This is a genomic window from Amaricoccus sp. (assembly GCF_017993425.1).
Lineage (GTDB): Bacteria > Pseudomonadota > Alphaproteobacteria > Rhodobacterales > Rhodobacteraceae > Amaricoccus.
Window position 1 is genome coordinate 1 of sequence record NZ_JAGOMQ010000050.1, and the last position, 24830, is coordinate 24830.

A 24830-nucleotide genomic window follows, 5' to 3' on the forward strand; every position below is an offset into this window, starting at 1 on the left:
CTTCATCCCCCTCCCGCCCATCCGCCAACATGGACGGGCAGTGTCCGCGCCACCGCGGGCGAAGGGGGGTCAATTTTGGACGCCGATCCTCCCGCTCAGGGGGTCAACATTCCATGCCGATCCACAGCCGAGACCGAGCGCCACCGACACCAGCAGGATCAGCACCGGCACCTCGACGAGCGGACCGATGACGGCGGCGAAGGCTGGTTGCGAGGCCAGCCCTAACGAGGCGATGGCGACGGCGATCGCAAGCTCGAAGTTGTTGCCGGCCGCGGTAAAGGCGACGGCCGTGGTCCGCGGATAGTCCGCCTCGACGAGCTTGCCCATCCAGAAGCTCAAGGTGAACTGGATCAGGAAGTATAGCGTCAGCGGGACGGCGATGCGGACGGCGTCCCACGGCAGGCTCACCACCTCGCCGCCCTTGAGGCTGAACATGGCGACGATGGTGAAGAGCAGCGCGCCGAGCGTCAGCGGCGCGATCCGGGGCAGGAAGCGGTCCGCATACCAAGCTTCGCCCCGTCGTCCGACCAGGATCTTCCGGGTCAGGAAGCCAGCCGCGAAGGGCAGGCCGAGGTAGAACAGCACGGCCTCGGCGATGGTCCAGAAGCCCACGTCGACGACGCTCCCCTCGAGGCCGAAGAACGGCGGCAGCACCGTCAGGAAAACCCAAGCGTAGACGGGGAAGAAGAGGATCTGGAAGATCGAGTTGAAAGCGACGAGGCCGGCGACATACTGCCCGTCCCCGCGGGCGAGCTCGTTCCAGACCAGGACCATGGCGATGCAGCGGGCGAGCCCGATCAGGATCACCCCGGTCATATAGCCCGGCTCGTCGCGGAGAAAGAGCACCGCGAGGAGGAACATCAGCACCGGGCCGATCAGCCAGTTCTGCACCAGCGAAAGGGCGAGCAGGCGTCGATCGGCGAAGACCCGCGGCAGCTCCTCGTAGCGCACCTTCGCGAGCGGCGGATACATCATCAGGATCAGGCCCACGGCGATAGGGATGTTGGTGGTGCCCACCGAGAGCTGCTGGATGGCGCCGGGGAGGCTGGGGATCAGCGTGCCGAGCGCGAATCCCGAGCGCCATGGCGGCGAAGATCCAGACGGTCAGGTAGCGGTCGAGGAAGGACAGGCGGCGGATAGGGAGTGTCATTCACGCCTCACGCGGTCGGGATGCGTTGCCCGCGGCGTCGACGACGGCCTCGCCGTCCTCCTTCGCGAAGGCGCCGCGCTGCGGCGGCAGCAGGTCGAGGACACGCTCGGACGGCCGGCAGAGCCGGACGCCCTTCGGGCTGACGACGATCGGCCGGTTGATCAGGATCGGGTGCGCCTTGATGGCGTCGAGGAGCTGCGCATCCGTCAGGCTTTCGTCGGCCAGCCCGAGATCGGCGTAGGGGGTGCCCTTCTCCCGCAGGATCGCCCGGACAGGGACTCCCATGCGCGCCACCAGCGCCTCCAGCATCGCGCGGCTCGGCGGTGTCTTCAGGTAGTCGATCACATGCGGCTCGATGCCGGCGTTCCGGATCATCGACAGGGTGTTGCGGGAGGTCCCGTAGTCCGGGTTGTGGTAGATGATGACGTCCATGGGCTGCCTCACGCGACGTCGGGTCGCGAGGTGGTGGTGCCTTCGGCCTGTCCGATCTCCCGCAGCCGGGCGGCGAGGCTGGCTCGGTCCAGGGAGGCGACCGGCAAGGCCGCGAAGGCCGCGATCCGGGCTCTCAAGTAACGAAGCGCCAGGATGAACGCCATTTCCCGCTCGATGTCCGTGCCGGTCGCGGCGGCCGGATCCTCGATTCCCCAATGCGCCGTCACCGGGTGGCCGGGCCAGAGCGGGCAGGTCTCGCCGGCAGCGCTGTCGCAGACCGTGAACACGAAGTCCATCACCGGCGCCTCCGGCCCGGCGAACACGTCCCAGCTCTTCGAGCGCAGTCCATCGGTCGGGAAGCCGAGGTTCCCGAGAATCTTCAGCGCGGTCGGATGGACCTCGGACTTCGGATGGCTTCCACCGGAGAAGGCCCGGAAGCGCCCATCGCCCTCCTTCCGCAGCACGCTCTCGGCGATGATCGAGCGGGCGGAGTTGCCCGTGCAGAGGAACAGCACGTTGAACACGCGCGCGGGCTGCTCAGGCATCGGCGGCATCCTTTTCGGGTTCGCAGGAACAGGCGAGCGCGGCGACGGCGGGGGCGCAGATGTCCGGGTGCCCCTGGCAGCAGTCGCGCATCAGGAACGCGATGAGGCCGGAGAGCGCTGGAAGGACGGCGGCATAGATGATGAACCGGCCGTCCCGTCGCGAGTTGACGAGCCCGGCCTGCTCGAGATGGGCGAGATGGAAGGAGAGACGTGAGCTGCTCGCGCCGCCGATCGCCGCACCGAGGGTGCCGGCGGGCATGCCGTCGGGGCCAGCCCGGACCAGCGTGCGCACGATCCGGAGGCGGGTTTCCTGCGAGAGCGCCGCGAAGGCGGTCAGGGCCGAAGACTCGTCCATTGCTTTCTTCTCAACGATTCAAGATATGTTTAGATAATCGACATGGCGGGATGAGGTCAACGCTGCGTCTGTCCTCGACACCTGTGCGGCAGACAGCCACAAGAGGTTTCCGACTGCGGCAAGGTTGCCGAGCGCCAGGACCGCGAGGCTGGCGATCATGGCCGACGCGCCCAGTCGCGCCATCATCGGCGCCCGATCGTCGGTGCCAGCGCCTGGGCACGTAGACTCGGAAGCGACGGCACCCCCGACTATCTCTGGGTCGACGCAGTGATGTCTGTCTTCTCGCCGTCTTCCTGGCTGCTTCCGAGGAGGGACGTGAGGAAGACGACCTTGATCGGATGCAGGCGACGGCGCCCGACCTCGGCGCCGGCCTGTTCGGCGACCTGACCCTGCCGACGCTCGAGTACCTCGCTGACCAGTGGCTCGGCGCCATCGGCGCTCCCTGGATCCGGTCGCGTCCGTCACCTTCGTCTATGCCCGCGTCTCGACAGCCGACCAGACCACTGCGAACCAGCTTCAGGACATAGAGGCCGCAGGCTTCAACGCAGACATGGCCTATGAGGAAACCGTCTCGGGCAAGGTCCCGGTCGCAGAGCGTCCCGAGTTCGCCGCCATGCTCGCCGCCATCGCCCGGACGCAGGGGGCCAAGCGCCTCATTGTCGCCAAGCTCGACAGGCTCGGGAGGGACGCGGCCGACATTTTCGGGACTCGACGGGGCGGCCACGTCGCCGCATGACGTCGTTGTATTCCTCGCGAAGTCGCGCCGGGGCGGCGCCGCCGGCGTGGGCGCGGAAGTCGTCCATCGCGCGGATGATGCGGTCGTCCTTGTCCGGCCCATGCACGCGGACCTTCCACTCGCCCTCGCCACAGACCTTGAGCCCGGTGGCGTCGACGGCGAGGTGCAAGCGACCACCGCCGTCGGACCGGGGGGACCGCGTGAGCGCCGGAACCGCAAGCGTGGCCGCACGCCGGGAGAAGGTGGAATAGTGCGGCACGGCGATCTCCAGCCCGAGCAGCCGCGTCAGATCGTGCAGGAAGCCCTGCGTCTGGCGCAGCGTCAGCCCGAACGCCGCCCCCAGACCGAGCGCGCAGAGGATCGCCGCGTCGCTGTAGCGCAATCCCCTTGCCGCCAGCTGCCCCCCAGCCGGCGACCACCGCATCGTCGATCCACAGCGGGATCGCACCTCGCGCGACCAGCGCCCGGTTGTACTCGCGCCAATTCGTGATCCGGTAGCGGGGCTTCGGCTTCGGGGCGGGGAGCTTGCGGACGCGCTGGGCCAGCCCAAGCGTGAATCACCTTCCTCGCAACAAAGGAATCCCCTCATTTCAGCCGCTTCCGTGCAACAACGCCCCTGTCCAACTGTGGGACAATTCGGTCGCGTCCGCTACCCCCGGCCGATATAGGGCATCTTCGTCGCCATCACCGTCATGAACTGCACGTTCACGTCGAGCGGCAGGCCCGCCATGTGGACGACCGCATCGGCGATGTGGCGGACGTTGACCGTCGGCTCGGGCTTCAGGCTGCCGTCCGCCTGCGGCACCCCCTTCGACATCACCGCCGTCATGTCCGAGGCGGCGTTGCCGATGTCGATCTGCCCGCAGGCGATGTCATGCGCCCGCCCGTCGAGCGACAGCGACCGGGTCAGCCCGGTGATGGCGTGCTTCGAGGCGGTGTAGGCGATCGAGCCCGGCCGCGGCGCATGGGCGGAGATCGAGCCGTTGTTGATGATCCGTCCGCCCCTCGGGCTCTGGTCGCGCATCATCCGGAAGGCGCCCCGGGCGATCAGGAAGGCCCCGTCGAGGTTCACCCCCACGACCCGCCGCCATTCCTCCCACTCGACGTCGCCCGCCTCCTTGGAGATCAGCGCCGCGCCGGCGTTGTTGAAGACCACGTCGAGCCGTCCGAACCTCTCCCCGATCGCCGCAAAAAGCGCGTCGACCGACACGGGGTCGGTCACGTCGCAGGGCATGGCCGCCGCCTCGCCGCCGATCGCCGCGGCGGCCGCCCCGAGCTTCCCGGCATTGCGGGCGGCCAGCACGACCCGTGCCCCCGCCGCCGCCAGCGCCTCCGCGGTCGCCTTGCCGATCCCCTGGCTCGCGCCCGTGACGAGCGCCACCTTTCCCTCGAGCGCCATGTCTGCCCTCCCCGCGGCCTTTTGCTTCTCTGGCGGCGAGTTTCCACAAGGCGGCGCCGAGGGCAACCTCAGTTGCAGATCAGGTTCCCGAGCGCATCGGTCACGCAGCGCCGCGTCGGCGCCACGCCCGGCAGCGGCGGCCGCCGCGGCGGCAGGTCCTCGGCCCCGAGCAGCGTCGTCCCCAGCGGGCTGATCCGCCGCGCCGGCGTCAGCTCCGGCTGCGGCCCCAGCGTCGGCCGTGCCTGCACCCCCGCGATCCCGCGCCCCTGCCGCGGCGGATCGAGCCGCCCGCGGTTGGTCGGGACCGCCATCCCGGTGCAGACCTCGGTCCCCAGCGCGTTCCGCCGGCACACGACCTGCGCCTCCGCCGGCCCGATGGCCAGCGTCCATGCCACGATCGCCAGCGCGCCGATCACCTCCGCCTCCCCGGTCCGCCCGCGCCCCAATGTAGCGCGGCGGCGCCGGGGCGCTACTGCAACCCGCCGATCGGCTTGCCGGCGAGCAGCAGGGCCCGCAGCTCGCGGTAATAGGCGACGTTCTGCTGGATCTGCGCCGGCGGCAGGTCGCCTGCCAGCGTCGCCGCGGCCTCGCGATCCCGCCCGGCGAGCCCGTAGAGCAGGGCGAGGTTGCCTCGCGTCTTCGCCGTCGCCTCGCTGTCGCGCACCAGCTCGCGCAGGATGGCGATCCCCTCGGTCGGCGCGCCGCCGAGCCCGTAGGAGAGCCCGAGGTTCGACAGGAGCGCGAAGTTCGTCGGATCGAGCGCCAGGCCCTCGCGGTAGACCGCCTGCGCCTCCGGGTGCCGGCTCAGCCGGTCGAGCGCGATCCCCTGCGCGGTGATGACCTCGAGGTCGCGCGGCGCCCGCTGCCGCGCGACCTCGAGGTTGGCCAGCGCGGCCTGCGGCTTGCCCGCCCCGATCTGCACCCGCGCCAGTTCGACGAGCACCGCCACGTCGCGCGGCTTGCGGGCGCTCGCCTCCAGCAGCGCCTGCTCGGCCCGGGCGTATTGCCCGACGCCGGCATAGCTGCGGCCGAGGCCGACCAGCGCGTCGACCGACTTCGGGTTCGCCTCGAAGGCCTGCCGGTAGAGCGTCGCGGCCGTGCGGTAGTCGCCCGCCGCCGCCGCCCGGTCGGCGAGCCGGAGCGGCGAGCCCGGCGCCCCCTCGCCCTGTCCGATGGAGCCGCCGCCGCCTCCCGCGCAGCCGGCGAGGAGGAGCGCCGCGGCGCAGGCCGCAAACCAGGGCATGCGGGCCTTGCTTGGGGGCATGGTGCTCGCCTTAAGGTTGAAAATCTCGCTCGCTATAGCATTCCCCGTCGGTCGAGTCACATGGATTCGCGCCGGGGTCTCGCGCGGGGGGATCAGCCGCTGGCGCAGCCGCGGATGTCGATGGCGCGGCGCGGGTCGATCAGGGTGAGGCGAAGCCCGCCGCGGTCGAGCGCGACGCCCGAGCCGGAGGCCGACTCGACCGGCGCGACGGCGCGGAGCCGGCGCCCTTCGACCCGGGTCTGCGGGACGCCGATCCAGAGATCGGGCCGGTCCGCCTCGATCACCGCGGCGACGCCCGGCGGCGGCGGCGCGGCGAAGTCTATCTCCGCGGTCAGCGTCGCGCCCGTCGCCCCGGCGCCGAGGCTGCACCGCGCGCGGGTCACGCCGGCGGCCTTCGCGCCCACCGGCCGGTCGGCCAGGGCGCGCTCGATCTTCTCCCGCCCGTCGGCGGGCGCGGAGGGCTCGATGCGGGCCTCCAGCCGCGCCGCGACGGGCACGCAGATGTCGTTGCAGAGGCCGAAGAGCACGTCGACCCGCGCCTCGATCGGCGCGTCGGGCCGCTCGGGGGTCAGGACGACCGGCAGGACGAGAGCGTCGGCATAGCCGAACATCGCCTCGCCGAAGCTCTCGAACACGCCCGGCCGCGGCCATTCGTAGGTGACGCCGGCGAGGTTCTCCGAGGCCGACCAGTCGAACTGCGGCGGAATCCCGCTGTCGCCCGGCACCCGCCAGTAGGTGTGCCAGCCCGGCGCGAGCCGCAGCTCGATCGCGGCGACGCGCGCGCCTCCCGGCTCCCGCCACCCGGGCAGGAGGTCGATCCCGACGACCGCACTCGGCAGCGCCGCCTGCTCGGCGCCGGCCGGGAGGCCGAGCGTCGCGAGGAACGCGGCGGCGAGGAGGGACGATCGGGCTGCGGGTGGCATCATGCGCTTTGCGGGGTCGGGACGAGCGGCACCATACGCAGCAGGCGCCGAAAGGACAGTCACAAATCGGCGAAGCGACCGTGCGCGCGGGCGAATCTGCGATGGCGACCGGCGAAGACGCGGGGGGCGCGCTTGCAATCGGGTCGGAGCGGCATATGACTCCGGCATGACCGAGCCCGATCCGGCGTTTCTCGATGGACAGCTCCTGATCGCCATGCCGGGCATGGGCGACCTGCGCTTCTCCCGCGCCGTCATCTTCGTCTGCGCCCATTCCGCCGACGGCGCCATGGGGCTCATCGTCAACAAGCCCGCGCCGGACCTGCGCTTCCAGGACCTGCTGAAGCAGCTGAAGATCCCGGTCGGCGACGGGCTCCAGGACACCCAGGTGCATTTCGGCGGCCCGGTGGAGCATGGACGGGGCTTCGTCCTGCACACGGCCGAATATGCCGTGGCCGGGTCGAGCCTGCGCGTGAACGACGCCTTCGCGATGACCGCGACGGTCGACATCCTGCAGGACATGGCCCGGGGCGCCGGACCCGCGCACACCATCCTCGCGCTCGGCTACGCGGGCTGGGGGCCGGGCCAGCTCGAGGGCGAGATCCAGGCGAACGGCTGGCTGACCGCGCCGGCGGACGTCGAGCTGGTCTTCGGCCTCCGGGACGGAGAGAAGTGGGAGGCGGCGTTGCGCCGGCTGTCGATCGACCCGTGGCTGCTCTCCTCGGAGGGCGGACGGGCGTGATGCCGGGGCGGTGAGCCGGGCCTTCGTCAACGCCCATTGCGCGGGACTTCCGGGGGCGGAGGCGTCCGATCCCTGGGGTGGCGGGCACGACGCCTGGAAGGTCGGGGGCAAGATGTTCGCGATGGTCGGCGCGATGGATCTCGGCGTCAGCGTCAAGACGCCCGACCCGGAGACCGCGGCGCTGCTGATCGAGCTCGGCCTCGCCGAGCGGGCGCCCTACCTGCACGCGAGCTGGGTGCGGCTGCCCTGGGGCCGGGCCTCGGAGGAGCTCGCGCGACGGCTCGACGTCTCCTACGATCTGATCCGGGCGCGGCTGCCGAAGCAGGTCCGCACTTCCCTGCCGCAACGCCCGGGGGCCGCGGAGGGTTGACGCGGACCGGGCGTGGGCGGACCTTGCGGCCAGGACCGGTCGGGAGGCGGCGATGCGCATCGGTGGACACTCTCGGCGAGGACTGGCGGCCGTTCGCGCCGCCGCCCTGCTCTGCCTTGCGGCGCTCGGCGTCGGGCCGGCGCTGGCGCAGCAGGCGACGCTGCCGGAGCGGCGGGTGGTGGCGGAGAGCGGCGTCGACTTCTACGGCGGCGACCTGCGCTCGATCTACGCGACCACGCTGCCTCTCTGCGTCGACGCCTGCCTGGCCGACACATCCTGCAAGGCGCTGACCTTCAACCTTTCCGCGTCCGCCTGCTTCCTCAAGGGCGAGGTCGGCCAGCGCCAGCCCTTCCCCGCCGCGGTGTCCGCGCAGCTGGCGCCGCAGCCGGCGGCGGTCGTGGCGGCGGCTGCGGCGCGGGAGGCCGATCTCGGGTTCCTGCCGGCCGGCGGCCTCGCCGCGGCCCGCGCGCTGGCGCTCGGGGTCGGGATGCCGCGGACCGGGCCGGAGGCGGCGCTCGAGGCGCCGGTCGCCGGGGCCCTCGCGCCGCTGCGCGCGGCGGTCAACGCGGAGGATTCCGCCGGCGCCTGGCTCGCGCTTGCCGCGTTCGCCGTCGGGCAGGAGGTCGATGACGGCAGCCTGCGGCAGGCGCTGCTGTCCGAGGCGACCGCGGCGGCGGTCAACGCCTACCTGCGCGCGCCGGACGACGCGACCGCGGCGCAGGCCGCCCGGGGACTCGCCGCCGCGCTGGAGGCGTCGGGCGAGGGGCGGCGGTCGCTCGACGCGCTGCGGCTCGCCGCGCGCCTCGCGCCCGGGCCGGAGGTCGACGCGGCGGTCGCGCGGGCCGAGGGGCTCTACGGCTTCCGGGTGCTCGACCGGCAGGTGGAGGCCGAGCCGGCCGATCCGCGGGTCTGCGTGGAGTTCTCCGAGGAGCTGGACCCGCGCGGCGTGGACTATGCCGACTACGTGCAGGTGTCCGATCTCGCGACCGCGCCGGTGGTGGAGGCCGAGGGCTCGCGGCTCTGCGTGAGCGGCCTCGCCCACGGGGCGAGCTACGCGCTGACGTTGCGCGCCGGGCTGCCCTCCGCGGCCGGCGAGACGCTGCGGGCGCCGGTCCGGCAGGAGGTCTACGTCCGCGACCGCACCCCTGCGGCGCGGTTCCTCGGGCGGGCCTATGTGCTGCCGAAGGCGGCGGACGCGGCGATCCCGATCAGCACGGTCAATCTCGACACGGTGGAGCTGAAGCTCTTCCGGGTGGGCGCGCGCAACCTGCGCTCGGTGATCCGGAGCGGCGACTTCGGCGGCGCCCTGAGCGCCTTCGAGGAGGGCCGGCTGGGGAGCGACGTCGGCGTGGAGGTCTGGTCGGGCGCGGGCGATGTCGGGGGCGAGCTCAACCGCGACGTGGTCACGGCGCTCCCCTTCGGCGAGGTGGTGGCGGGGCTGGAGCCCGGGCTCTACGCGCTGACCGCCCGCGTGCCCGGCGCGCAGCGGGAGGACTGGGAGACCTTGGCCACCCAGTGGTTCGTGCTGACCGACCTCGGGATCGGGAGCCTCGCCGGGGAGAACGGCCTGCATGTCTTCGCCCGCTCGCTCGCCTCGGCCGCGCCGGTCGATGGGGTGACGGCGACGCTCATCGCGCGCAACAACGAGGTGCTGGGGACGGCGGTCACCGACGCCTCCGGGCAGGCGCTCTTCGAGCCCGGGCTCCTGCGCGGGCGCGGCGGGCAGGAGGCGGCGCTGGTGACGCTGGAGGCGGGCGGCGACTTCGCCTTCCTCGACCTCGGCGGGCCGGGCCTCGATCTGTCGGACCGGGGCGTCGACGGCCGGCCGGCGCCGGGACCGGTGGACGTGTTCCTCAGCACGGAGCGCGGGGCCTATCGGGCGGGCGAGACGGTCTTCGCCACCATCCTCGCGCGGGATTCGGGCGGCAAGGCGGTCGAGGGGCTGACGCTGACGGCGATCGTGATCCGCCCGGACGGCGTCGAGCACCTGCGCACGGCGCTGCCGGACGAGGGCGCCGGGGGGCGAGCCTTCGCGATGCGGCTGGACCCGGGGGCGCAGCGCGGCGGCTGGCGGCTCGCGGTCTACGCCGATCCCGAGGCCGCGCCGCTGGCCTCGACGGGGTTCCTGGTCGAGGACTTCACCCCGGAACGGCTGGCGCTGGAGCTGACCGCGGCCGAGGGGCCGGTCGACCCGGCGGCAGGGCTCGCGGTGACGGCGCAGGTCGACTACCTCTTCGGCGCGCCGGGGGCGGGGCTGGGGATCGAGGGCGAGGCCTACGTGACGCCCGGGCGCGAGCTCGCGGCCTATCCGGGTTTCCGGTTCGGGCTGGACGACGAGCCGTTCCGCTCGGGCTACGCCGCGCTGCCCCCCGGGGTCGAGACGGATGCGACGGGGCAGGCCCGGGTGACGCTTGACATGCCGGAAACCTGGCCGACCAGCCGGCCGCTGGAGCTGGCCGCCACGATCCGGGCGCGCGAGGGGGCCGGGCGGCCGATCGAGCGCAGCCTGACCCGGCCGGTGCGTCCCGCGGGCCCGCTCCTCGGGCTCCGGCCGCTCTTCGACGGGGCGGTCGACGAGGGCGGCACGGCGGGCTTCGAGGCGGTCGCGGTCGGCCCGGACCTCGGGCGCGTCGCGCTGGGGCCGGTCGACTGGACGCTGTCGCGGGTCGACGTGAGCTTCCAGTGGTACGAGGTCGACGGCAACTGGAGCTACGAGACGGTGACCCGGCGCACCCGCGTCGCCAACGGCTCGGTCGAGATGGGCGCGGAGGCGCCCGCAAGGCTCGACCTGCCGGTCGACTGGGGCCGCTACGAGCTGCGGCTGGCGGCGCAGGGCGGCCCGGTCGCGGCCAGCCTCGGCTTCGACGCCGGCTGGGGCGCCGGCGCGGGGGCCGAGACGCCGGACTTCATCGAGCTGAGCCTCGACCGCGAGCGCTACGCGCCGGGCGAGGTCGCCCGGGCACGGATCGAGGCGCGCAATCCTGGCCGCCTCCTCGTCGCGGTGATGGGCGACCGGCTGATCGACCTCCGCGAGGTGACGGTGGACGCCGCCGGCCCGGCCGTCGTCGATCTGCCCGTCACCGGGGAATGGGGCGCGGGCGCCTACGTCGTGGCGACGCTGATCCGCCCGATGGACGCCGCCGCGCGCCGCAATCCCGCCCGCGCCGTGGGCGTCGCCTGGGCGGCGGTCGATCCGGGCGCGCGACGGCTTGCGGCCGTCTTCGACGTGCCCGACGCGGCGACGCCGCGGACCGACATGCCGGTCGCGCTGCGGATCGAGGGGCTGGCGCCCGGCGCGACTGCCTATGCGACCATCGCGGCGGTCGACGTCGGCATCCTCAACCTCACCGGCTTCACCTCGCCGGACCCCGTCGGCTGGTACTTCGGCCAGCGGCGGCTCGGCGTCGAGATCCGCGACGTCTACGGCCGGCTGATCGACGGGATGCAGGGCGTCGCGGGGCGCCTGCGCTCCGGCGGCGACGGCGGCGGCGCGCTGCAGGGTCCGCCGCCGACCGAGGAGCTGCTCGCCACCTTCTCCGGCGTGCTGACGGCCGACGCCTCCGGCGTGGCGCGGACCTCCGTCCCCCTGCCGGACTTCAACGGCACGGTCCGGCTGATGGCCGTCGCCTGGACCGCCGAGGGCGTCGGGCAGGCGGAGAAGGACGTGCTGGTCCGCGACCCCGTCGTCGTCCAGGCCGCCATGCCGCGCTTCCTCGCGCCGGGCGACGCCTCGCGGCTCCGGCTCGACCTGGCCCACGCCTTCGGGCCTCCGGGCGCGGTGACGGTCCGCGTGACGGCGACCGATCGGGCGCTGCTCCCCCAGGGCGGCGCGAGCTTCGCCGGCGAGATCGCCGACGGTGGACGGCTCGTCTTCGAAGCGCCGCTGACGGCGGGCCTCCCGGGCGACGATCGCCTCGCGATCGAGACCGTCGCGCCGGGCGGCGAGCGGCTGGCGCAGGACCTCACCCTGCCGGTGCGCGCCAACGACCCCGAGATCGCCCGGCAGAGCCGGATCGCGCTCGCGCCCGGCCAGACGCTGACGCTCGACGCCGCGGTGTTCGACGGGCTCGCCCCCGGAACCGCGCGCGCGACGATCGCCGCGGGGCCGCTCGCGGAGTTCGACGTGCCCGGCCTGCTGACCGCGCTCGAGGCCTACCCCTGGGGCTGCACCGAGCAGGTGATCTCCCGCGCGACGCCGCTCCTCTTCTTCGCGGAGACGGCGCGGGCGCTGGGGCTCGCCTCCGGGCGCGAGGCCGACGAGCGGATCGCCGAGGCGATCGCCCGCGTCCTCGCCAACCAGACCGGCGCCGGCGGCTTCGGCCTCTGGGGGCCGGAGGATGGCGACAACTGGCTCGACGCCTACGCGACCGACTTCCTCGGCCGCGCCCGCGCGCTCGGCCATGCCGTTCCCGACCGCGCCTTCGCGGCGGCGCTCGCCAACCTCGGCAACATCGTCAACGCCTACGGCGACTTCGAGAAGGGCGGCGAGGATCTCGCCTACGCCCTGATGGTGCTGGCCCGCGAGGGCCGCGCCTCCATCGGCGACCTGCGCTACTACGCCGACGCCCGCGCCGAGGCCTTCGCCACGCCGCTCGCCCAGGCGCAGCTCGGCCTCGCGCTCGCCCAGTACGGCGACCAGCCGCGGGCGGACGCCATGTTCCGTCTCGCCGGGGCGGGCGCGCTCGCCGGCGAGCCGGAGCAGCTCTGGCGCGCCGATTTCGGCAGCGGGCTCCGCGACGCGGCCGGCGTGCTGGCGCTGGCGGCCGAGGCGGGGTCGCAGGCGGTGGACGCGGCCGCGCTCGCGGCGATCGTCACCGCCCCCGGCCCCGACCGCTCGCCGCAGGAGGCGGTCTGGTCGCTCCTCGCCGCCCACGCGCTCTTCGAGGCGGCGAGCGGCGGCGGGACGCTGAGCTTCAACGACGTGGCGGTCGAGGGCCCGGCCGCGCGGGTGCTGGAGGCCGACGTGCTCGGGGCGGAGCCCCTGCGGGTGACCAACGCCGGCGACGCCGAGACGCTCGTCGTGCTGACCGCCTTCGGCGTGCCGACCCAGCCGGAACCCGCGGGCGGCAACGGCTACCGGATCGCCCGGGACTACTTCACCCTCGACGGCGCGCCGGCCGACCCGGGGCGGGTGGCGCTGAACGACCGGCTGGTCGCGGTGGTCACCGTGACCCCGGAGCGCGACCTTGAGGCGCGGCTGATCGTCGACGACCCGCTTCCGGCGGGGTTCGAGATCGAGAACCCCAACCTGCTGCGCTCCGGCGATCCCGGCCGCCTCGCCTGGCTCGCCGCCGACGATGTGGCGCGGCACGTGGAGTTCCGCACCGACCGTTTCGTCGCCGCGGTGGACTGGCAGGGGACGGAGCCCTTCCGCCTCGCCTACATGGTCCGCGCCGCCTCGCCGGGCTCGTTCCACCACCCCGCGGCGAGCGTCGAGGACATGTATCGCCCGGCCTACCGCGCCCGCACCGCGCCCGGGCGGGTGGAGGTGTCGGACGCGCGGCCATGACGGCGCCGGCCGGGATCGCGGACGCGGGCCGGCCATGACCCGCCGCCTCCGCGTCGCGGCGCTGGTCGTGGCGGCGGGCCTCCTCGCCGGCGCCGCCGCGCTGGACCGCTGGATCGCGGCGACGCCGATGCCGCCGCTGGCGCTTGAGGCCTCGATGGTGGCGCTCGACCGCGACGGCCGCCTGCTCGCGGCGCACACCGTCGATGACGGTCGCTGGCGGTTGCCCGTCTCCACGGCCGAGGTCGATCCGCGCTACCTCGCCATGCTGGTCGCGCTGGAGGACCGCCGGTTCTGGAGCCACCCCGGCGTCGATCCGCTGGCGCTGGCGCGCGCCGCCGTGCAGGCGCTCCATTCCGGCCGGATCGTCTCGGGCGGCTCGACGCTCACCATGCAGGTGGCGCGGCTGGTCGAGGAGGGGCCGACCGGCGACTGGCGCGGCAAGCTCCGGCAGATGCGGCTGGCGCTGGCGCTGGAGCGGCGGCTCGACAAGACGGCGATCCTCGATCTCTACCTCGCGCGCGCGCCCTTCGGCGGCAACCTCGAGGGCGTAAGGGCGGCGAGCCTCGCCTGGTTCGGCCGTGAGCCGGCGCGCCTGACCCCGGCGGAGGCGGCGCTGCTCGTCGCCCTGCCGCAGGCGCCCGAGGCCCGACGGCCCGACCGCCGGCCCGAGGCGGCGCGCATCGCCCGCGACCGGGCGCTGGCCCGCGCCGCCCGGGCGGGCGTGCTCGACCCCGCCGAGGCGGAGGCTGCGAGGCGGGAGGCGGTCCCGACGGCCCGGCGGCCCTTCCCCGCGTTCGCCCCGCATCTCGTCGAGCGGGTGGCGGCGGCCGACCCGGCGGCCCGGGTCCACCGGCTGACCCTCGACGCCCGCCTTCAGGCGCGGCTCGAGGCGCTGGCGGGCGAGCGGGCGCGCGAGATGGGGCCGAGCCTCTCCGCCGCGATCATCGTCGCCGACTGGCGCACCGGCGAGGTGCTGGCGCGGGTCGGCGCGGCGGACCGGCTCGACGCGCGGCGGCGCGGCTTCGTCGACATGAGCCGGGCCGTGCGCAGCCCGGGCTCGACCTTGAAGCCACTGATCTACGGGCTCGCCTTCGAGGCCGGGCTTGCCCATCCCGAGACGGTGATCGAGGACCGGCCGATGCGGTTCGGGACCTACGCGCCGCAGAACCTCGACCGGCAATGGGGCGGGGCGATGACGCTGCGGACGGCGTTGCAGCGCTCGCGCAACGTGCCGGCGGTGGCGCTCCTCGACGCGGTAGGCCCGGCGCAGCTGATGGCGCGGCTGAAGCGGGCCGGCGCGCGGCCGGAGCTGCCGGCGGGCGGCGCGCCCGGCCTGCCGGTGGCGCTCGGCGGCGTCGGCGTGACGCTGGAGGACCTCGTGGCGGTCTATGCGGCGATCGCGCGGGGCGGCGAGGCGGTGGCGCTGCGGGAGGTCGCGGGCCAGCCTGCGGCGCAGGGGCAGCGGGTGCTGGGCGCGGCGGCGGCCTGGCAGGTCGGCGACGTGCTGGCCGGGACGCCGCCGCCGCCGGACGCGCCGGCGGGGCGGATCGCGTTCAAGACCGGCACGAGCTACGGGCATCGCGACGCCTGGGCGATCGGCTTCGACGGGGCGCATGTGATCGGGGTCTGGTTCGGACGGCCGGACGGGGCGGCGGCGCCGGGGGTGCTCGGGCTCGAGACCGCGGCGCCGACCCTCTTCGCCGCCTTCGCCCGGCTGGAGACGCCGCCGGCGCCGCTGCCGCCGCCGCCTGCCGGGGTGCTGACGGTGGCGCGGTCGGAGCTGCCGCCGCCGCTGCGGCGGTTCCGGCCGCGGGGTGCGGCGGAGGCGGAGGGGGGGCCGCGCATCGCGTATCCGCCGGCGGGGGCGCGGGTGGATCTGGGCATCGCCGCGGGGGATCCGGCCCCGCTGGCGCTGCGGGTCGAGGAGGGGGCGCCGCCGTTTCGCTGGCTGGTCGACGGGCGACCCATCGCGGAAAGCGACGATGGACGGTTGGCGGAGTGGCTGCCTTCGGGGTCGGGGTTCGTGGACCTCGCGGTGATCGACGCGACCGGGGCGGCGGCGCGGGCGCAGGTGTTTCTGCAGTGAGGGAGCTTGGCGGTCACGGAAGCAATGGGCGAAAGGAGAATGCAATGAGGCGCTGCGCGTGACGCGGGCTTGCGCCTTTCCAACGGCCGCGGGCAACGTGTCGGCGAGGTCGCAAACGGACGCGCGGGGCGAGGCGGGTTGGGGCAGGCAGGGCGGATGAACGACCACAAGCCTCGCCGCGCCGGCGGCCATGCCCGCCAGGGCGCCCGCCCCGCCCGGGCCATCGCGCAGACGCCATGGCGGCTGCCGCTCAACACCGACCGGCCGACGGAGCCGCTGTCCGAGGCGGGCGTCGCGGCGATCCACGCCACCGCGATGCGGGTCCTGGAGGAGATCGGAATCGAGTTCCTGAACCCCGAGGCGCGCGACTACCTGCGCGGTGCGGGGTGCCGGGTCGAGGGCGACAACGTCCGCATGGACCGCGACTTCGTGATGGAGCGGCTGGCGACGGCGCCGCGGGCCTTCGACATCATTCCCCGGAACCCGGAGCGGCGGGTGCGGATGGGCGACCGGCGCATGGCCTTCGTCAACGTCTCGTCGCCGCCGAACTGCATGGACATGGACCGCGGCCGCCGGGTGGGCGATCTCGAAGCCTTCCGCGATTTCATCAAGCTGACGCAGTACTTCAACTGCATCCACGTCGCGGGCGGCTATCCGGTGGAGCCGGTCGACGTCCACGCCAGCGTCCGCCACCTCGACTGCCTCTACGAGAAGCTGACGCTGACCGACAAGGTCGTCCACGCTTACAGCCTCGGGCCCGAGCGGGTCGAGGACGTGCTGGAGATGGCGCGGATCGCCTCCGGCCTCGACGCCGAGGCGTTCTTCGCCGAGCCGCGGCTCTTCACCAACATCAACTCGTCCTCGCCGCTCAAGCACGACTGGCCGATGCTCGACGGGGCGATGCGCTTCGCGCGGCGGGGGCAGCCGGTGGTGGTGACCCCGTTCACCCTCGCGGGCGCGATGGCGCCGGTGACGATGGCGGGGGCGGTGGCGCAGTCGGTGGCGGAGGCGCTTGCCGCGGTCGTGCTCCTGCAGGTCGTGCGGCCGGGAGCGCCGTGCATGATCGGCACGTTTACTTCCAACGTCGACATGCGCTCGGGCGCGCCGGCGTTCGGAACGCCGGAATACATGCGGGCGACGCAGATGACCGGGCAGATGGCTCGGTTCTACGGGCTGCCGCTCCGGGCTTCGAACGCCTGCGCCTCGAACGCGCCGGACGGGCAGGCGATGTGGGAGAGCATGAACTCGCTCTGGTCGGCGGTGCAGGCGGGGGCGAACCTCGTCTACCACGCCGCCGGCTGGCTGGAGGGCGGGCTGATCGCGAGCTACGAGAAGTTCGTGATGGATTGCGAGGTGCTCCAGCAGATACAGCGATATTTCGAGCCGGAGATCGTGGACGTCTCCCCGGAGTCGCTCGCCTTCGACGCCATGGAGGAGGTCGGGCCCAAGGGGCATTTCTTCGGGGCGACCCATACCCAGAGCCGCTACACCACGGCGTTCTATGCGCCCTTCCTGAGCGACTGGCGCAACTACGAGGCATGGGAGCTCGCCGGCGGCGCCTGGACGGAGGAGCGGGCGAACCGGGCCTGGAAGGCGATCCTCGCCGACTACGAGCCGCCGCCGATGGACGAGGCGGTGCGGGAGGAGCTCGCCGCCTTCGTCGCCCGGCGCAAGCGCGAGGGGGGCGCGCCGACGGATTACTAACCGGTTTTGCGTTGTTCCGGCTTCCTGCCGGCGCGATTGGCGGAGACGCCGGACGTCACGCCGGCGGAGCGGCGCAAGGCGCCGTGGCGCGAGCGGGTCGCCGGCCGCTCTTCCACCTCCAGCCGCCCCCCGGGCGGCGCAGACAAGAGCGTCGACGAGGTCCATGGGCCGGCTCCGCTCGCTCGGGACCGCCCGTAGTCTAACCCGCCCTCCGGCCGCCACACCGAGCCGTCCCGTCAGCATCCCGCCCTCCCCGGGGGGGCGAGCCTGTGACTACGTCGGTCACCAGCCTGACCCATCTCGCGCCCATCTCGGAGCGCGGCCGCCGCGCATGCCGGCCGCCACAGCGAGCCGCCGTCCACCGAGGGGCAGTCCACCTTCCGGGGCGCGCCATGCCGATCCCGAGGCCGGCCACGATCGCCCTCGCAGCCCCCCAAGTCCGCCCCTACACCGACCCCCTCTCCACCAGCGGGCAGTCCACCTTGCGCGGCGCCGGGCCGGGCGTCGCGCCGGCGGCCATGTCGATCACCAGGCCGGCGGCGATCGCGCCCATCTCGCGCTGCGGCAGGATGAGCGTGGTCAGCGGGGGCCGCATCGACCGGGCGATCTCGCGGTCGTCGAAGCCGACGACCGAGACGTCCCCCGGGACCGCCAGCCCCAGCGCCCGCAGCGCGTCGTAGCAGCCGACCGCCATCATGTCGTTGGCGCAGAAGATCGCGTCCGCCGGCCGCGCCAGCGCCATCAGGGCCAGCGTGCCCTCGTAGCCCGCCGCCGGCTCCCAGTTCCCGGGCCGAACCAGCTCCGGATCGAAGGCGATGTCGTTGCTCGCCAGCGCCTGCCGGTAGCCCTTCAGCCGGTCGCGGGTGGCGTCGAGCCCCTGCTGGCCGCAGATCAGCCCGATCCGCCGCCGGCCGGCCCGGATCAGCCGCTCCGTCGCCGTCCGCCCGCCGGCGATGTCGGCCGGCAGCACCGCCGGCAGCCGCCGCTCGGGGTCGTAGCAGTTGAGCAGCGCCGCCGGCCGCCGGAACAGCGCCGGCGGCGGCTCGACCCGCCGCGTCAGGATCGTGCCGTAGATCACCCCGGCGAGCGGCTGCTGCGCCAGCTGGTCGAGCGCGAAGACCTCGGTCTCCGCATCGCCGAGCCCGACGCAGAGGCAGGCCCCGTAGCCCGCCTCCATCGCCCGCTCGCGCGCCCCGTCGAAGGCGAGCGCCATCCACGGGTCCGAGGTCAGCTCGTCGGCGACGAAGGCGATCACCCCGGGCTCGGCCCCGACGCGCCGCCGGCCGCGGCGGACGAACTGGTAGCCGAGCGCCTCCGCCGCCCGGCGCACCCGGTTGCGGGTGGCGAGGCTCAGCCGCGCCCCGGGGCTGCCGTTCAGCGCCAGCGACACCGTCGCCTGCGACACGCCGGCGGCGCGCGCTACATCGACCATCGTCGGCCGGCCCCGCTCGGGGATGGAAGAGCCATCGTCGCCGGTCACGTGTCGCCCTCTCTCCTGCTCCGGCGATAGCCCCTCCCGCGCCCGACCGCCAGTCTGCGGATCGACCGGCGCGCCGCCCGAGAAGCCCGGAACGTGCCGGAACGCCCTGACGCCTGCTGATCCCCCGCAGCCGGCCTGCCTCCGCCCCGAACCTCAGCAAAACCAGCCTTTTGCCGCGCGTCCCCCCCCTTGCCCTCCGCCGCTCCTCTCCGGCGCGGCGGACCTTGCGGATGTGACGGAGTGCCCTTAATCACCCGCCATGAGCGAGCCCCAGCACCAGCGCCTCCTCGTCGTCGACTTCGGCAGCCAGGTCACCCAGCTGATCGCCCGGCGCCTGCGCGAGGCGTCGATCTATGCCGAGATCCACCCGTTCCAGAAGGTCGACGCCGCCTTCCTCGCGGCCTTCGCGCCGCAGGCGGTGATCCTCTCCGGCGGCCCCGCCTCGGTCACCGAGCCGGGCAGCCCCCGCGCCGCCAAGGAGATCTTCAACCTCGGCGTGCCGGTCCTCGGCATCTGCTACGGCCAGCAGACCATGATGGCCCAGCTCGGCGGCAAGGTGGAGGCCGGCCACCACGCCGAGTTCGGCCGCGCCTTCGTCACGCCCGTCGACGCCGCCGACCCGCTCTTCGCCGGCCTCTTCGAGGACGGCCGCGAGGAGGTCTGGATGAGCCATGGCGACCGCGTCACCGCGCTCGCCCCGGGCTTCCGCGTCGTCGCCGCCTCGACGGGCGCTCCCTACGCCATCGTCGCCGACCCCGCCCGCCGCTTCTACGCCGTGCAGTTCCACCCGGAGGTGCATCACACCCCCCACGGCGCCCGGCTGCTAAGGAACTTCACCGACCTCGCCGGCTTCCGCGGCGACTGGTCGATGGCCGCCTACAGGGACGAGGCGATCGCGAAGATCCGCGCCCAGGTCGGCGACCAGCGCGTCCTCTGCGCCCTCTCCGGCGGCGTCGACAGCTCGGTGGCCGCCGTGCTGATCCACGAGGCGATCGGCGACCGGCTCACCTGCGTCTTCGTCGACACCGGCATGATGCGGATGGGCGAGGCCGGAGAGGTCGTGCGCCTCTTCCGCGACCACTACAACATCCCGCTGATCCACGCCGACGAGGGCGACCGCTTCCTCGCCGCGCTGGCCGGCGTCTCCGACCCGGAGATCAAGCGCAAGACCATCGGCCGGCTCTTCATCGAGATCTTCGAGGAGAAGGCCGCCGAGGTCGGCGACGTCGCCTTCCTCGCCCAGGGCACGCTCTACCCCGACGTGATCGAGAGCGTCAGCGTCGCAGGCGGCCCCTCGGTGACGATCAAGAGTCACCACAACGTCGGCGGCCTGCCCGAGCGGATGAACCTCAAGCTCGTCGAGCCGCTGCGCGAGCTCTTCAAGGACGAGGTCCGCGCCCTCGGCCGCGAGCTCGGCCTGCCGGCCGCCTTCGTCGGCCGCCACCCCTTCCCCGGCCCCGGCCTCGCCATCCGCTGCCCCGGCGAGATCACCCGCGAGCGGCTGGAGATCCTGCGCAAGGCCGACGCGGTCTATCTCGACCAGATCCGCCGCCACGGCCTCTACGACGAGATCTGGCAGGCCTTCGCCGTGCTGCTGCCGGTCCGCACCGTGGGGGTGATGGGCGACGGCCGCAGCTACGACTACGTCGTCGCCCTCCGCGCGGTGACGAGCGTCGACGGCATGACGGCGGACTACTACCCTTTCACCCACGCCTTCCTCGGCGAGACCGCGACCCGCATCGTGGGCGAGGTGAAGGGCGTCAATCGCGTCACCTACGACATCACCTCGAAGCCCCCCGGCACGATCGAGTGGGAATGAGGCCGCGGCTCGGAGCCGAGCCTCACTCCGCCGCAATCGCCGCCGCGCCGACGAGGCCCCCGGCCGCGGCGGCCGCCCGGGCGTCGTCGCGATGCGCCAGCAGCCAGCCCTGCACCGCGGCCGGGCTGAGCCGGGCCGACCCGAGGGCATGCTCGAAGGCGTCGGCGAACGCCGGCTCCCCGGGAAAGAACCGCTCGTAGAGCGCCCGCGCGGTCGCCGCGCCGACATGGCCCATCTCCACGCGGACGTCGATGCGGCCCGGACGGATCAGCGCCGGGTCGAGCCGCTCGAGGTGGTTCGTCGTCAGCGCCAGCGCGCGGCCCTCCTGCGCGCCGACGCCGTCGATCGCGTTGAGGAGCCCCGAGAAGCTGACGCCGCCGGTGGCCGATCCCGCCTCGCGCCGGGTGAAGACCGCGTCCACGTCCTCCACGGCCAGCAGGCACCGCTTCGGCGCGGCCATCATCGCCTCGCGCAGGCCCTCGTCCGTCAGCGTCGCGCGGCCGACGTCGAGGGCGGCGATGTCGAGCCCGAGCTCCGACGCGAGCGCGCGGATCAGGCTCGACTTGCCGGTGCCGGGAGGCCCGTAGAGCAGATAGCCCCGCCGCCAGGGGACGCCGCGCACGGCGTACCAGTCGCGCGCGCCGTAGAACCAGCGCATGTCCTCGAGCGCGCGGCGGGCGCTGTCGTCCTCGACCACGACGCTGTCGATCGAGCGGGCCGGGACCTCGCCGACCTCCTCCCAGTAGCCGTCGCGCAGGATATGCAGCATCGGGCCGGCGCGGTCGCGCTCCCCGGCGATGCGGGCGCCCTCCTCGACCCAGCCGGCCAGCATCTCGACGTCGCCGAGGAACGCGCCGATCTCGATCGTCTCCATCGGCTGCGGATTGTGCGACCCGCCGACCCGGGCCTCGTCGTTGAGCGACCATTCCAGCAGGCAGAGCCGGCCTCCGGAAAAGAACCAGTGCCGCCCGGGCGCGGGGGCGTATCCCCGCGTGCCAGCGCTCCAGCGGGGGTCGGTCATGCGCACGTGGCGGACGTGGGAAAGAACCCCCCGCTCCTCGAGCCAGAGCACGAAGTGGCGATAGGCCGGAGAGCGGTTATCGAAGGTAAGCCGCGCCCACAGCCGCCGCGACAGGATTCGCCAGCCCTGCAGGACCAGCGTGCGCCCGACCGCCGCCGCCACGCCGATGGCGCCGAGGGCGAGCCCGCCCGCGAAGATGTCGCTCTGCGTCGCGCCGCCGAGCCAGGCCTGAACGGTCGCGATCACCGGCGCGCCTCCCGCGACCGGAGGGGCGACGCCAGGACGGCGCTGCGCGAAAGACGGATGACTCCCGCCGCGCTTGCGGCCGGGCGGCCGTTCATGGACGCAATCCCCATGGAGACGCTCCGATATTCCCGATCCGGGCGGCCTTGCAGGCCGCCGCTCGACCATCCCGCCGGAGATCCGGCTCAGACGGCCCTTTGCCAGCGAAGGGCGACGCAATGCGCAATCATGATCTGCCCTCCCGTGGTTCGGGTTTCGGACGGCGTGACGCCGAGCCGGAACCTCTACGGGCGCGCGCCGATTCGATCAACGGCAAAGACGATCGCCGCCTCATGCTGCGGCACGGTCACGCTCGACGGAGACAGTCCGTTTCCGGCCCGGCTCCGGGCGTCCGGGTTGCATCGGGCAGGCGGCGGCATAGGTTCGGCTCGGCGCCGGAGGGGCGCCCCTCGCTGGCGGAGCGCATCCCATGAAGAAGATCGGCTTCCTGTCCTTCGGCCACTGGTCGCCCGCCCGCGGCTCGGGCACCCGCACCGCGCAGGACGCGCTCCTCCAGTCGATCGACCTCGCCGTCGCCGCCGAGGAGCTGGGCGCCGACGGCGCCTACGTGCGCGTCCACCACTTCGCCCGCCAGCTCGGCTCGCCCTTCCCGCTGCTGGCCGCCATCGGCGCGCGGACGAGGAGCATCGAGATCGGCACCGCCGTCATCGACATGCGCTACGAGAACCCGTTCTACATGGCCGAGGACGCGGGCGCCGCCGACCTGATCGCCGGGGGCCGGCTCCAGCTCGGCATCAGCCGCGGCTCGCCCGAGCAGGTGATCGACGGCTGGCGGCATTTCGGCTACGCGCCCGCCGAGGGCGAGACCGACGCCGACATGGCGCGCCGCCACGCCGAGGTCTTCCTCCAGATCCTCGGCGGCGAGGGCTTCGCCCGGCCGAACCGGCGCCCGATGTTCCCCAACCCGCCCGGCCTCCTGCGCCTCGAGCCGCATTCCGAGGGCCTCCGCGAGCGCATCTGGTGGGGCGCCGCCACCGACGCCACCGCGGTCTGGGCGGCGAAGCTCGGCATGAACCTGCAGAGCTCGACGCTGAAGTTCGACGAGACCGGCGAGCCCTTCCACATCCAGCAGGCGCGCCAGATCCGCGCCTACCGCGAGGCCTGGAAGCAGGCTGGCCACGCCCGCGAGCCCCGCGTCTCGGTCAGCCGCTCGATCTTCGCGCTCGTCAGCGACGAGGACCGCATGTATTTCGGCCGCCCGGGCGAGGAGAGCGACCAGATCGGCTACATCGAGGAGAACACGCGCGCGATCTTCGGCCGCTCCTACGCCGCCGAGCCCGACAAGCTCGTCGAGCAGCTCCGCGCCGACGAGGCCATCGCCGAGGCCGACACCCTGCTCCTGACCGTGCCGAACCAGCTCGGCGTCGCCTACAACGCCCACGTGATCGAGGCGATCCTCACCCACGTCGCCCCCGCCCTCGGCTGGCGGTGACCGTCCGCCTCACCGGCAGCCTCGCGATCCCGGCCGGGCGGCGGGACGCGGTCCTGCCGCTCCTCGCCGAGCACGTCCGCCTGACCCGCGCCGAGCCGGGCTGCCTCGCCTTCGAGGTCGCCGAGACGCCCCCCGGCTCCGGCGTCCTCACGGTCGCGGAGGCCTTCCGCGACCGCGCGGCCTTCGACGCCCACCAGCGCCGGACCCGCGCCTCCGCCTGGGGCGCCGCCACGCGGGACCTGCCGCGGGAATATGTCGTTCACGACGACGCCGACCCCGCCTTGCCAGCCCCTCCGGCCGCGGATAGCTAGGGCCGCGGACAGCGGCGAGGGCGGCGATGCACCACCGGACGGCGGCGGAATGGCGCGCGGCTTCCCACCGGCGCGTGGCGCTCTTCGGCATGTCCGGCCTCGGCAAGACCCGCATCGCCGCGATGCTGCGCGACGAGGCGCAGTGGTTCCACTACTCCGTCGATTTCCGCATCGGCACCCGCTACATGGGCGAGCACATCGTCGACAACTTCAAGCGCGAGGCGATGCGGAATCCGTTCCTGCGCGAGCTGCTGCGCTCGGACTCGATCTACATCGCCTCGAACATCACCTTCCAGAACCTCGCGCCGCTCTCGACCTATCTCGGCAAGCCCGGCGACCCGGCGAAGGGCGGCATCCCCTTCGCCGAATACCTCCGCCGCCAGCGCCAGCACCGCGACGCCGAGATCGCCGCCACCCGCGACGCGCTGCGCTTCATCGACAAGGCCCGCGACATCTACGGCTACGACCACTTCGTCTGCGACACCTCCGGCTCGCTCTGCGAGGTGGTCGACCCGACCGACCCGCAGGATCCGGTCCTCGCCGACCTCGCCTCGGCGACGCTGCCGATCTGGATCCGCGGGACCGACGCCCATGCCCGCGACCTCGAGGCCCGCTTCGACAAGGCCCCGAAGCCGATGTACTATCCCGAGCCCTTCCTCGTGGAGCTCTGGGACCGCTACCGGGCCGAGCACGGCCTCGCGCCCGACGAGGTCGATCCCGACGCCTTCGTCCGCCACGGCTTCCGCGCGCTGATCGCCCACCGCCTGCCGCGCTACGCCGCCATCGCCGAGCGCTGGGGCGTCACCGTCGAGGCGGGGGAGGTCGCCGCCGTCCGCGACCCCGCCGACTTCGTCGATCTCGTCGCCGCCGCCCTCGCCCGAAAGGGCTGACCCGGGCGGAGCCAACGGCCGCCGTCCTCCGGGGCGACGCCGTCGGGCCGGCGCGGGGCCGATACGGGGTCGGGCTATTTGGACCTGCGGACTCCAGGTCTCGCGGAGCGGCAAGGTCTGCCCCGCAACGGCGCCCGCCGGGAGACATGCGCATGTCTCCCGGCTCGACGCGGCGCGGTTCGTGCAGGGACGGCGAACCTCGAAGTGAGTCGCGCGGCGCCGCGGGCCTGACGGATCATACGGCCTCCGGCTGATTGACTCGCCGGGAGGGGATTCCTGCGGGGAATCGCGTGAGTTATCATATCCGCAACCAAGAACGGGGGCAGGCATGGCACGGGTTTCGGGGCATCTCGGGGTCGAGG

At 73.7% G+C, this 24830-nt stretch carries 20 protein-coding genes and 1 pseudogene; 10 read left to right on the forward strand and 11 right to left on the reverse strand.

The genetic code is table 11. From position 1 onward, the window contains the following. Window positions 1–69: 69 nt before the first annotated feature. From arsB to KBB57_RS17590, 4 genes and pseudogenes are all read right to left on the reverse strand, one after another. Window positions 70–1150 (reverse strand): annotated as a pseudogene (gene arsB / locus KBB57_RS17575) (ACR3 family arsenite efflux transporter). Then, a complete protein-coding gene (arsC, locus tag KBB57_RS17580; protein ID WP_290753024.1) occupies window positions 1151–1582 on the reverse strand; it encodes an arsenate reductase (glutaredoxin) in 432 nt (143 codons plus the stop codon). Between the two features lie 8 nt (window positions 1583–1590). Continuing rightward, a complete protein-coding gene (locus KBB57_RS17585) occupies window positions 1591–2127 on the reverse strand; it encodes an arsenate reductase ArsC (RefSeq protein ID WP_290753026.1) in 537 nt (178 codons plus the stop codon). Next, the gene (locus KBB57_RS17590; RefSeq protein ID WP_290753028.1) at window positions 2120–2482 is read right to left on the reverse strand and encodes a helix-turn-helix transcriptional regulator; all 363 of its coding nucleotides are present in this window, start codon (window positions 2480–2482) and stop codon (window positions 2120–2122) included. The genes KBB57_RS17585 and KBB57_RS17590 overlap by 8 nt, the downstream gene beginning before the upstream one ends. Window positions 2483–2900: 418 nt before the next feature. On the opposite strand from KBB57_RS17590, the gene KBB57_RS20155 reads away from it, so the two are divergent. Further along, window positions 2901–3218, forward strand: coding sequence for a recombinase family protein (locus KBB57_RS20155; RefSeq protein WP_367272718.1), 318 nt, complete (start codon window positions 2901–2903; stop codon window positions 3216–3218). On the opposite strand, the gene KBB57_RS17595 is transcribed toward KBB57_RS20155, so the two are convergent. From KBB57_RS17595 to KBB57_RS17615, 5 genes are all read right to left on the reverse strand, one after another. Further along, window positions 3136–3600 (reverse strand): transposase, encoded by a 465-nt coding sequence (locus tag KBB57_RS17595; protein WP_290753031.1) that lies wholly within the window; start codon window positions 3598–3600, stop codon window positions 3136–3138. The two genes, KBB57_RS20155 and KBB57_RS17595, sit on opposite strands and share 83 nt — an antisense overlap. 267 nt (window positions 3601–3867) lie before the next feature. Continuing rightward, window positions 3868–4617 (reverse strand): SDR family oxidoreductase, encoded by a 750-nt coding sequence (locus tag KBB57_RS17600; protein ID WP_290753033.1) that lies wholly within the window; start codon window positions 4615–4617, stop codon window positions 3868–3870. Between the two features lie 68 nt (window positions 4618–4685). Further along, complete coding sequence (locus tag KBB57_RS17605; RefSeq protein WP_290753036.1) at window positions 4686–5033, reverse strand: hypothetical protein; 348 nt, start codon at window positions 5031–5033, stop codon at window positions 4686–4688. Between the two features lie 53 nt (window positions 5034–5086). Further along, complete coding sequence (locus KBB57_RS17610; protein WP_290753039.1) at window positions 5087–5860, reverse strand: tetratricopeptide repeat protein; 774 nt, start codon at window positions 5858–5860, stop codon at window positions 5087–5089. A 113-nt stretch (window positions 5861–5973) separates the two neighbouring features. Further along, complete coding sequence (locus KBB57_RS17615) at window positions 5974–6807, reverse strand: protein-disulfide reductase DsbD domain-containing protein (RefSeq protein ID WP_290753040.1); 834 nt, start codon at window positions 6805–6807, stop codon at window positions 5974–5976. Window positions 6808–6970: 163 nt separating this feature from the next. Between KBB57_RS17615 and KBB57_RS17620 the strand changes: the two genes are divergently transcribed. From KBB57_RS17620 to KBB57_RS17640, 5 genes are all read left to right on the forward strand, one after another. Beyond that, window positions 6971–7543: a YqgE/AlgH family protein gene (locus tag KBB57_RS17620; protein ID WP_290753042.1), complete on the forward strand. Its 573-nt coding sequence runs from the start codon at window positions 6971–6973 to the stop codon at window positions 7541–7543. A 10-nt stretch (window positions 7544–7553) separates the two neighbouring features. Further along, window positions 7554–7913, forward strand: a complete 360-nt coding sequence (locus KBB57_RS17625) for an MmcQ/YjbR family DNA-binding protein (RefSeq protein WP_290753044.1) — start codon at window positions 7554–7556, stop codon at window positions 7911–7913. A gap of 52 nt (window positions 7914–7965) precedes the next feature. Beyond that, window positions 7966–13422 (forward strand): alpha-2-macroglobulin family protein, encoded by a 5457-nt coding sequence (locus KBB57_RS17630; protein WP_290753046.1) that lies wholly within the window; start codon window positions 7966–7968, stop codon window positions 13420–13422. A gap of 34 nt (window positions 13423–13456) precedes the next feature. Next, the gene (gene pbpC, locus KBB57_RS17635) at window positions 13457–15508 is read left to right on the forward strand and encodes a penicillin-binding protein 1C (protein WP_290753048.1); all 2052 of its coding nucleotides are present in this window, start codon (window positions 13457–13459) and stop codon (window positions 15506–15508) included. Window positions 15509–15664: 156 nt separating this feature from the next. Then, window positions 15665–17212 carry a trimethylamine methyltransferase family protein gene (locus KBB57_RS17640; RefSeq protein WP_290753051.1) on the forward strand — a complete coding sequence of 516 codons (1548 nt, stop codon included), beginning with the start codon at window positions 15665–15667 and terminating at the stop codon, window positions 17210–17212. Window positions 17213–17657: 445 nt separating this feature from the next. Here KBB57_RS17640 and KBB57_RS17645 read toward each other — a convergent pair whose 3' ends face one another. Beyond that, complete coding sequence (locus KBB57_RS17645) at window positions 17658–18692, reverse strand: LacI family DNA-binding transcriptional regulator (protein ID WP_290753054.1); 1035 nt, start codon at window positions 18690–18692, stop codon at window positions 17658–17660. A gap of 259 nt (window positions 18693–18951) precedes the next feature. Here KBB57_RS17645 and guaA point away from each other — a divergent pair, with 259 nt between their 5' ends. Next, window positions 18952–20511, forward strand: coding sequence for a glutamine-hydrolyzing GMP synthase (guaA, locus tag KBB57_RS17650; RefSeq protein WP_290753056.1), 1560 nt, complete (start codon window positions 18952–18954; stop codon window positions 20509–20511). 22 nt (window positions 20512–20533) lie between these two features. On the opposite strand, the gene KBB57_RS17655 is transcribed toward guaA, so the two are convergent. Continuing rightward, window positions 20534–21778 carry an AAA family ATPase gene (locus KBB57_RS17655; protein ID WP_290753059.1) on the reverse strand — a complete coding sequence of 415 codons (1245 nt, stop codon included), beginning with the start codon at window positions 21776–21778 and terminating at the stop codon, window positions 20534–20536. A 466-nt stretch (window positions 21779–22244) separates the two neighbouring features. Here KBB57_RS17655 and KBB57_RS17660 point away from each other — a divergent pair, with 466 nt between their 5' ends. Genes KBB57_RS17660 through KBB57_RS17670 form a run of 3 tightly spaced genes read left to right on the forward strand, consistent with a single transcriptional unit; the run spans window position 22245 to window position 24468 of the window. Continuing rightward, a complete protein-coding gene (locus KBB57_RS17660) occupies window positions 22245–23267 on the forward strand; it encodes an LLM class flavin-dependent oxidoreductase (protein ID WP_290753062.1) in 1023 nt (340 codons plus the stop codon). Next, window positions 23264–23578, forward strand: a complete 315-nt coding sequence (locus tag KBB57_RS17665; RefSeq protein ID WP_290753065.1) for a putative quinol monooxygenase — start codon at window positions 23264–23266, stop codon at window positions 23576–23578. Before KBB57_RS17660 ends, KBB57_RS17665 begins: the two co-directional genes overlap by 4 nt. A 26-nt stretch (window positions 23579–23604) precedes the next feature. After that, window positions 23605–24468: an ATPase gene (locus KBB57_RS17670; protein WP_290753068.1), complete on the forward strand. Its 864-nt coding sequence runs from the start codon at window positions 23605–23607 to the stop codon at window positions 24466–24468. Window positions 24469–24830 lie beyond the last annotated feature (362 nt).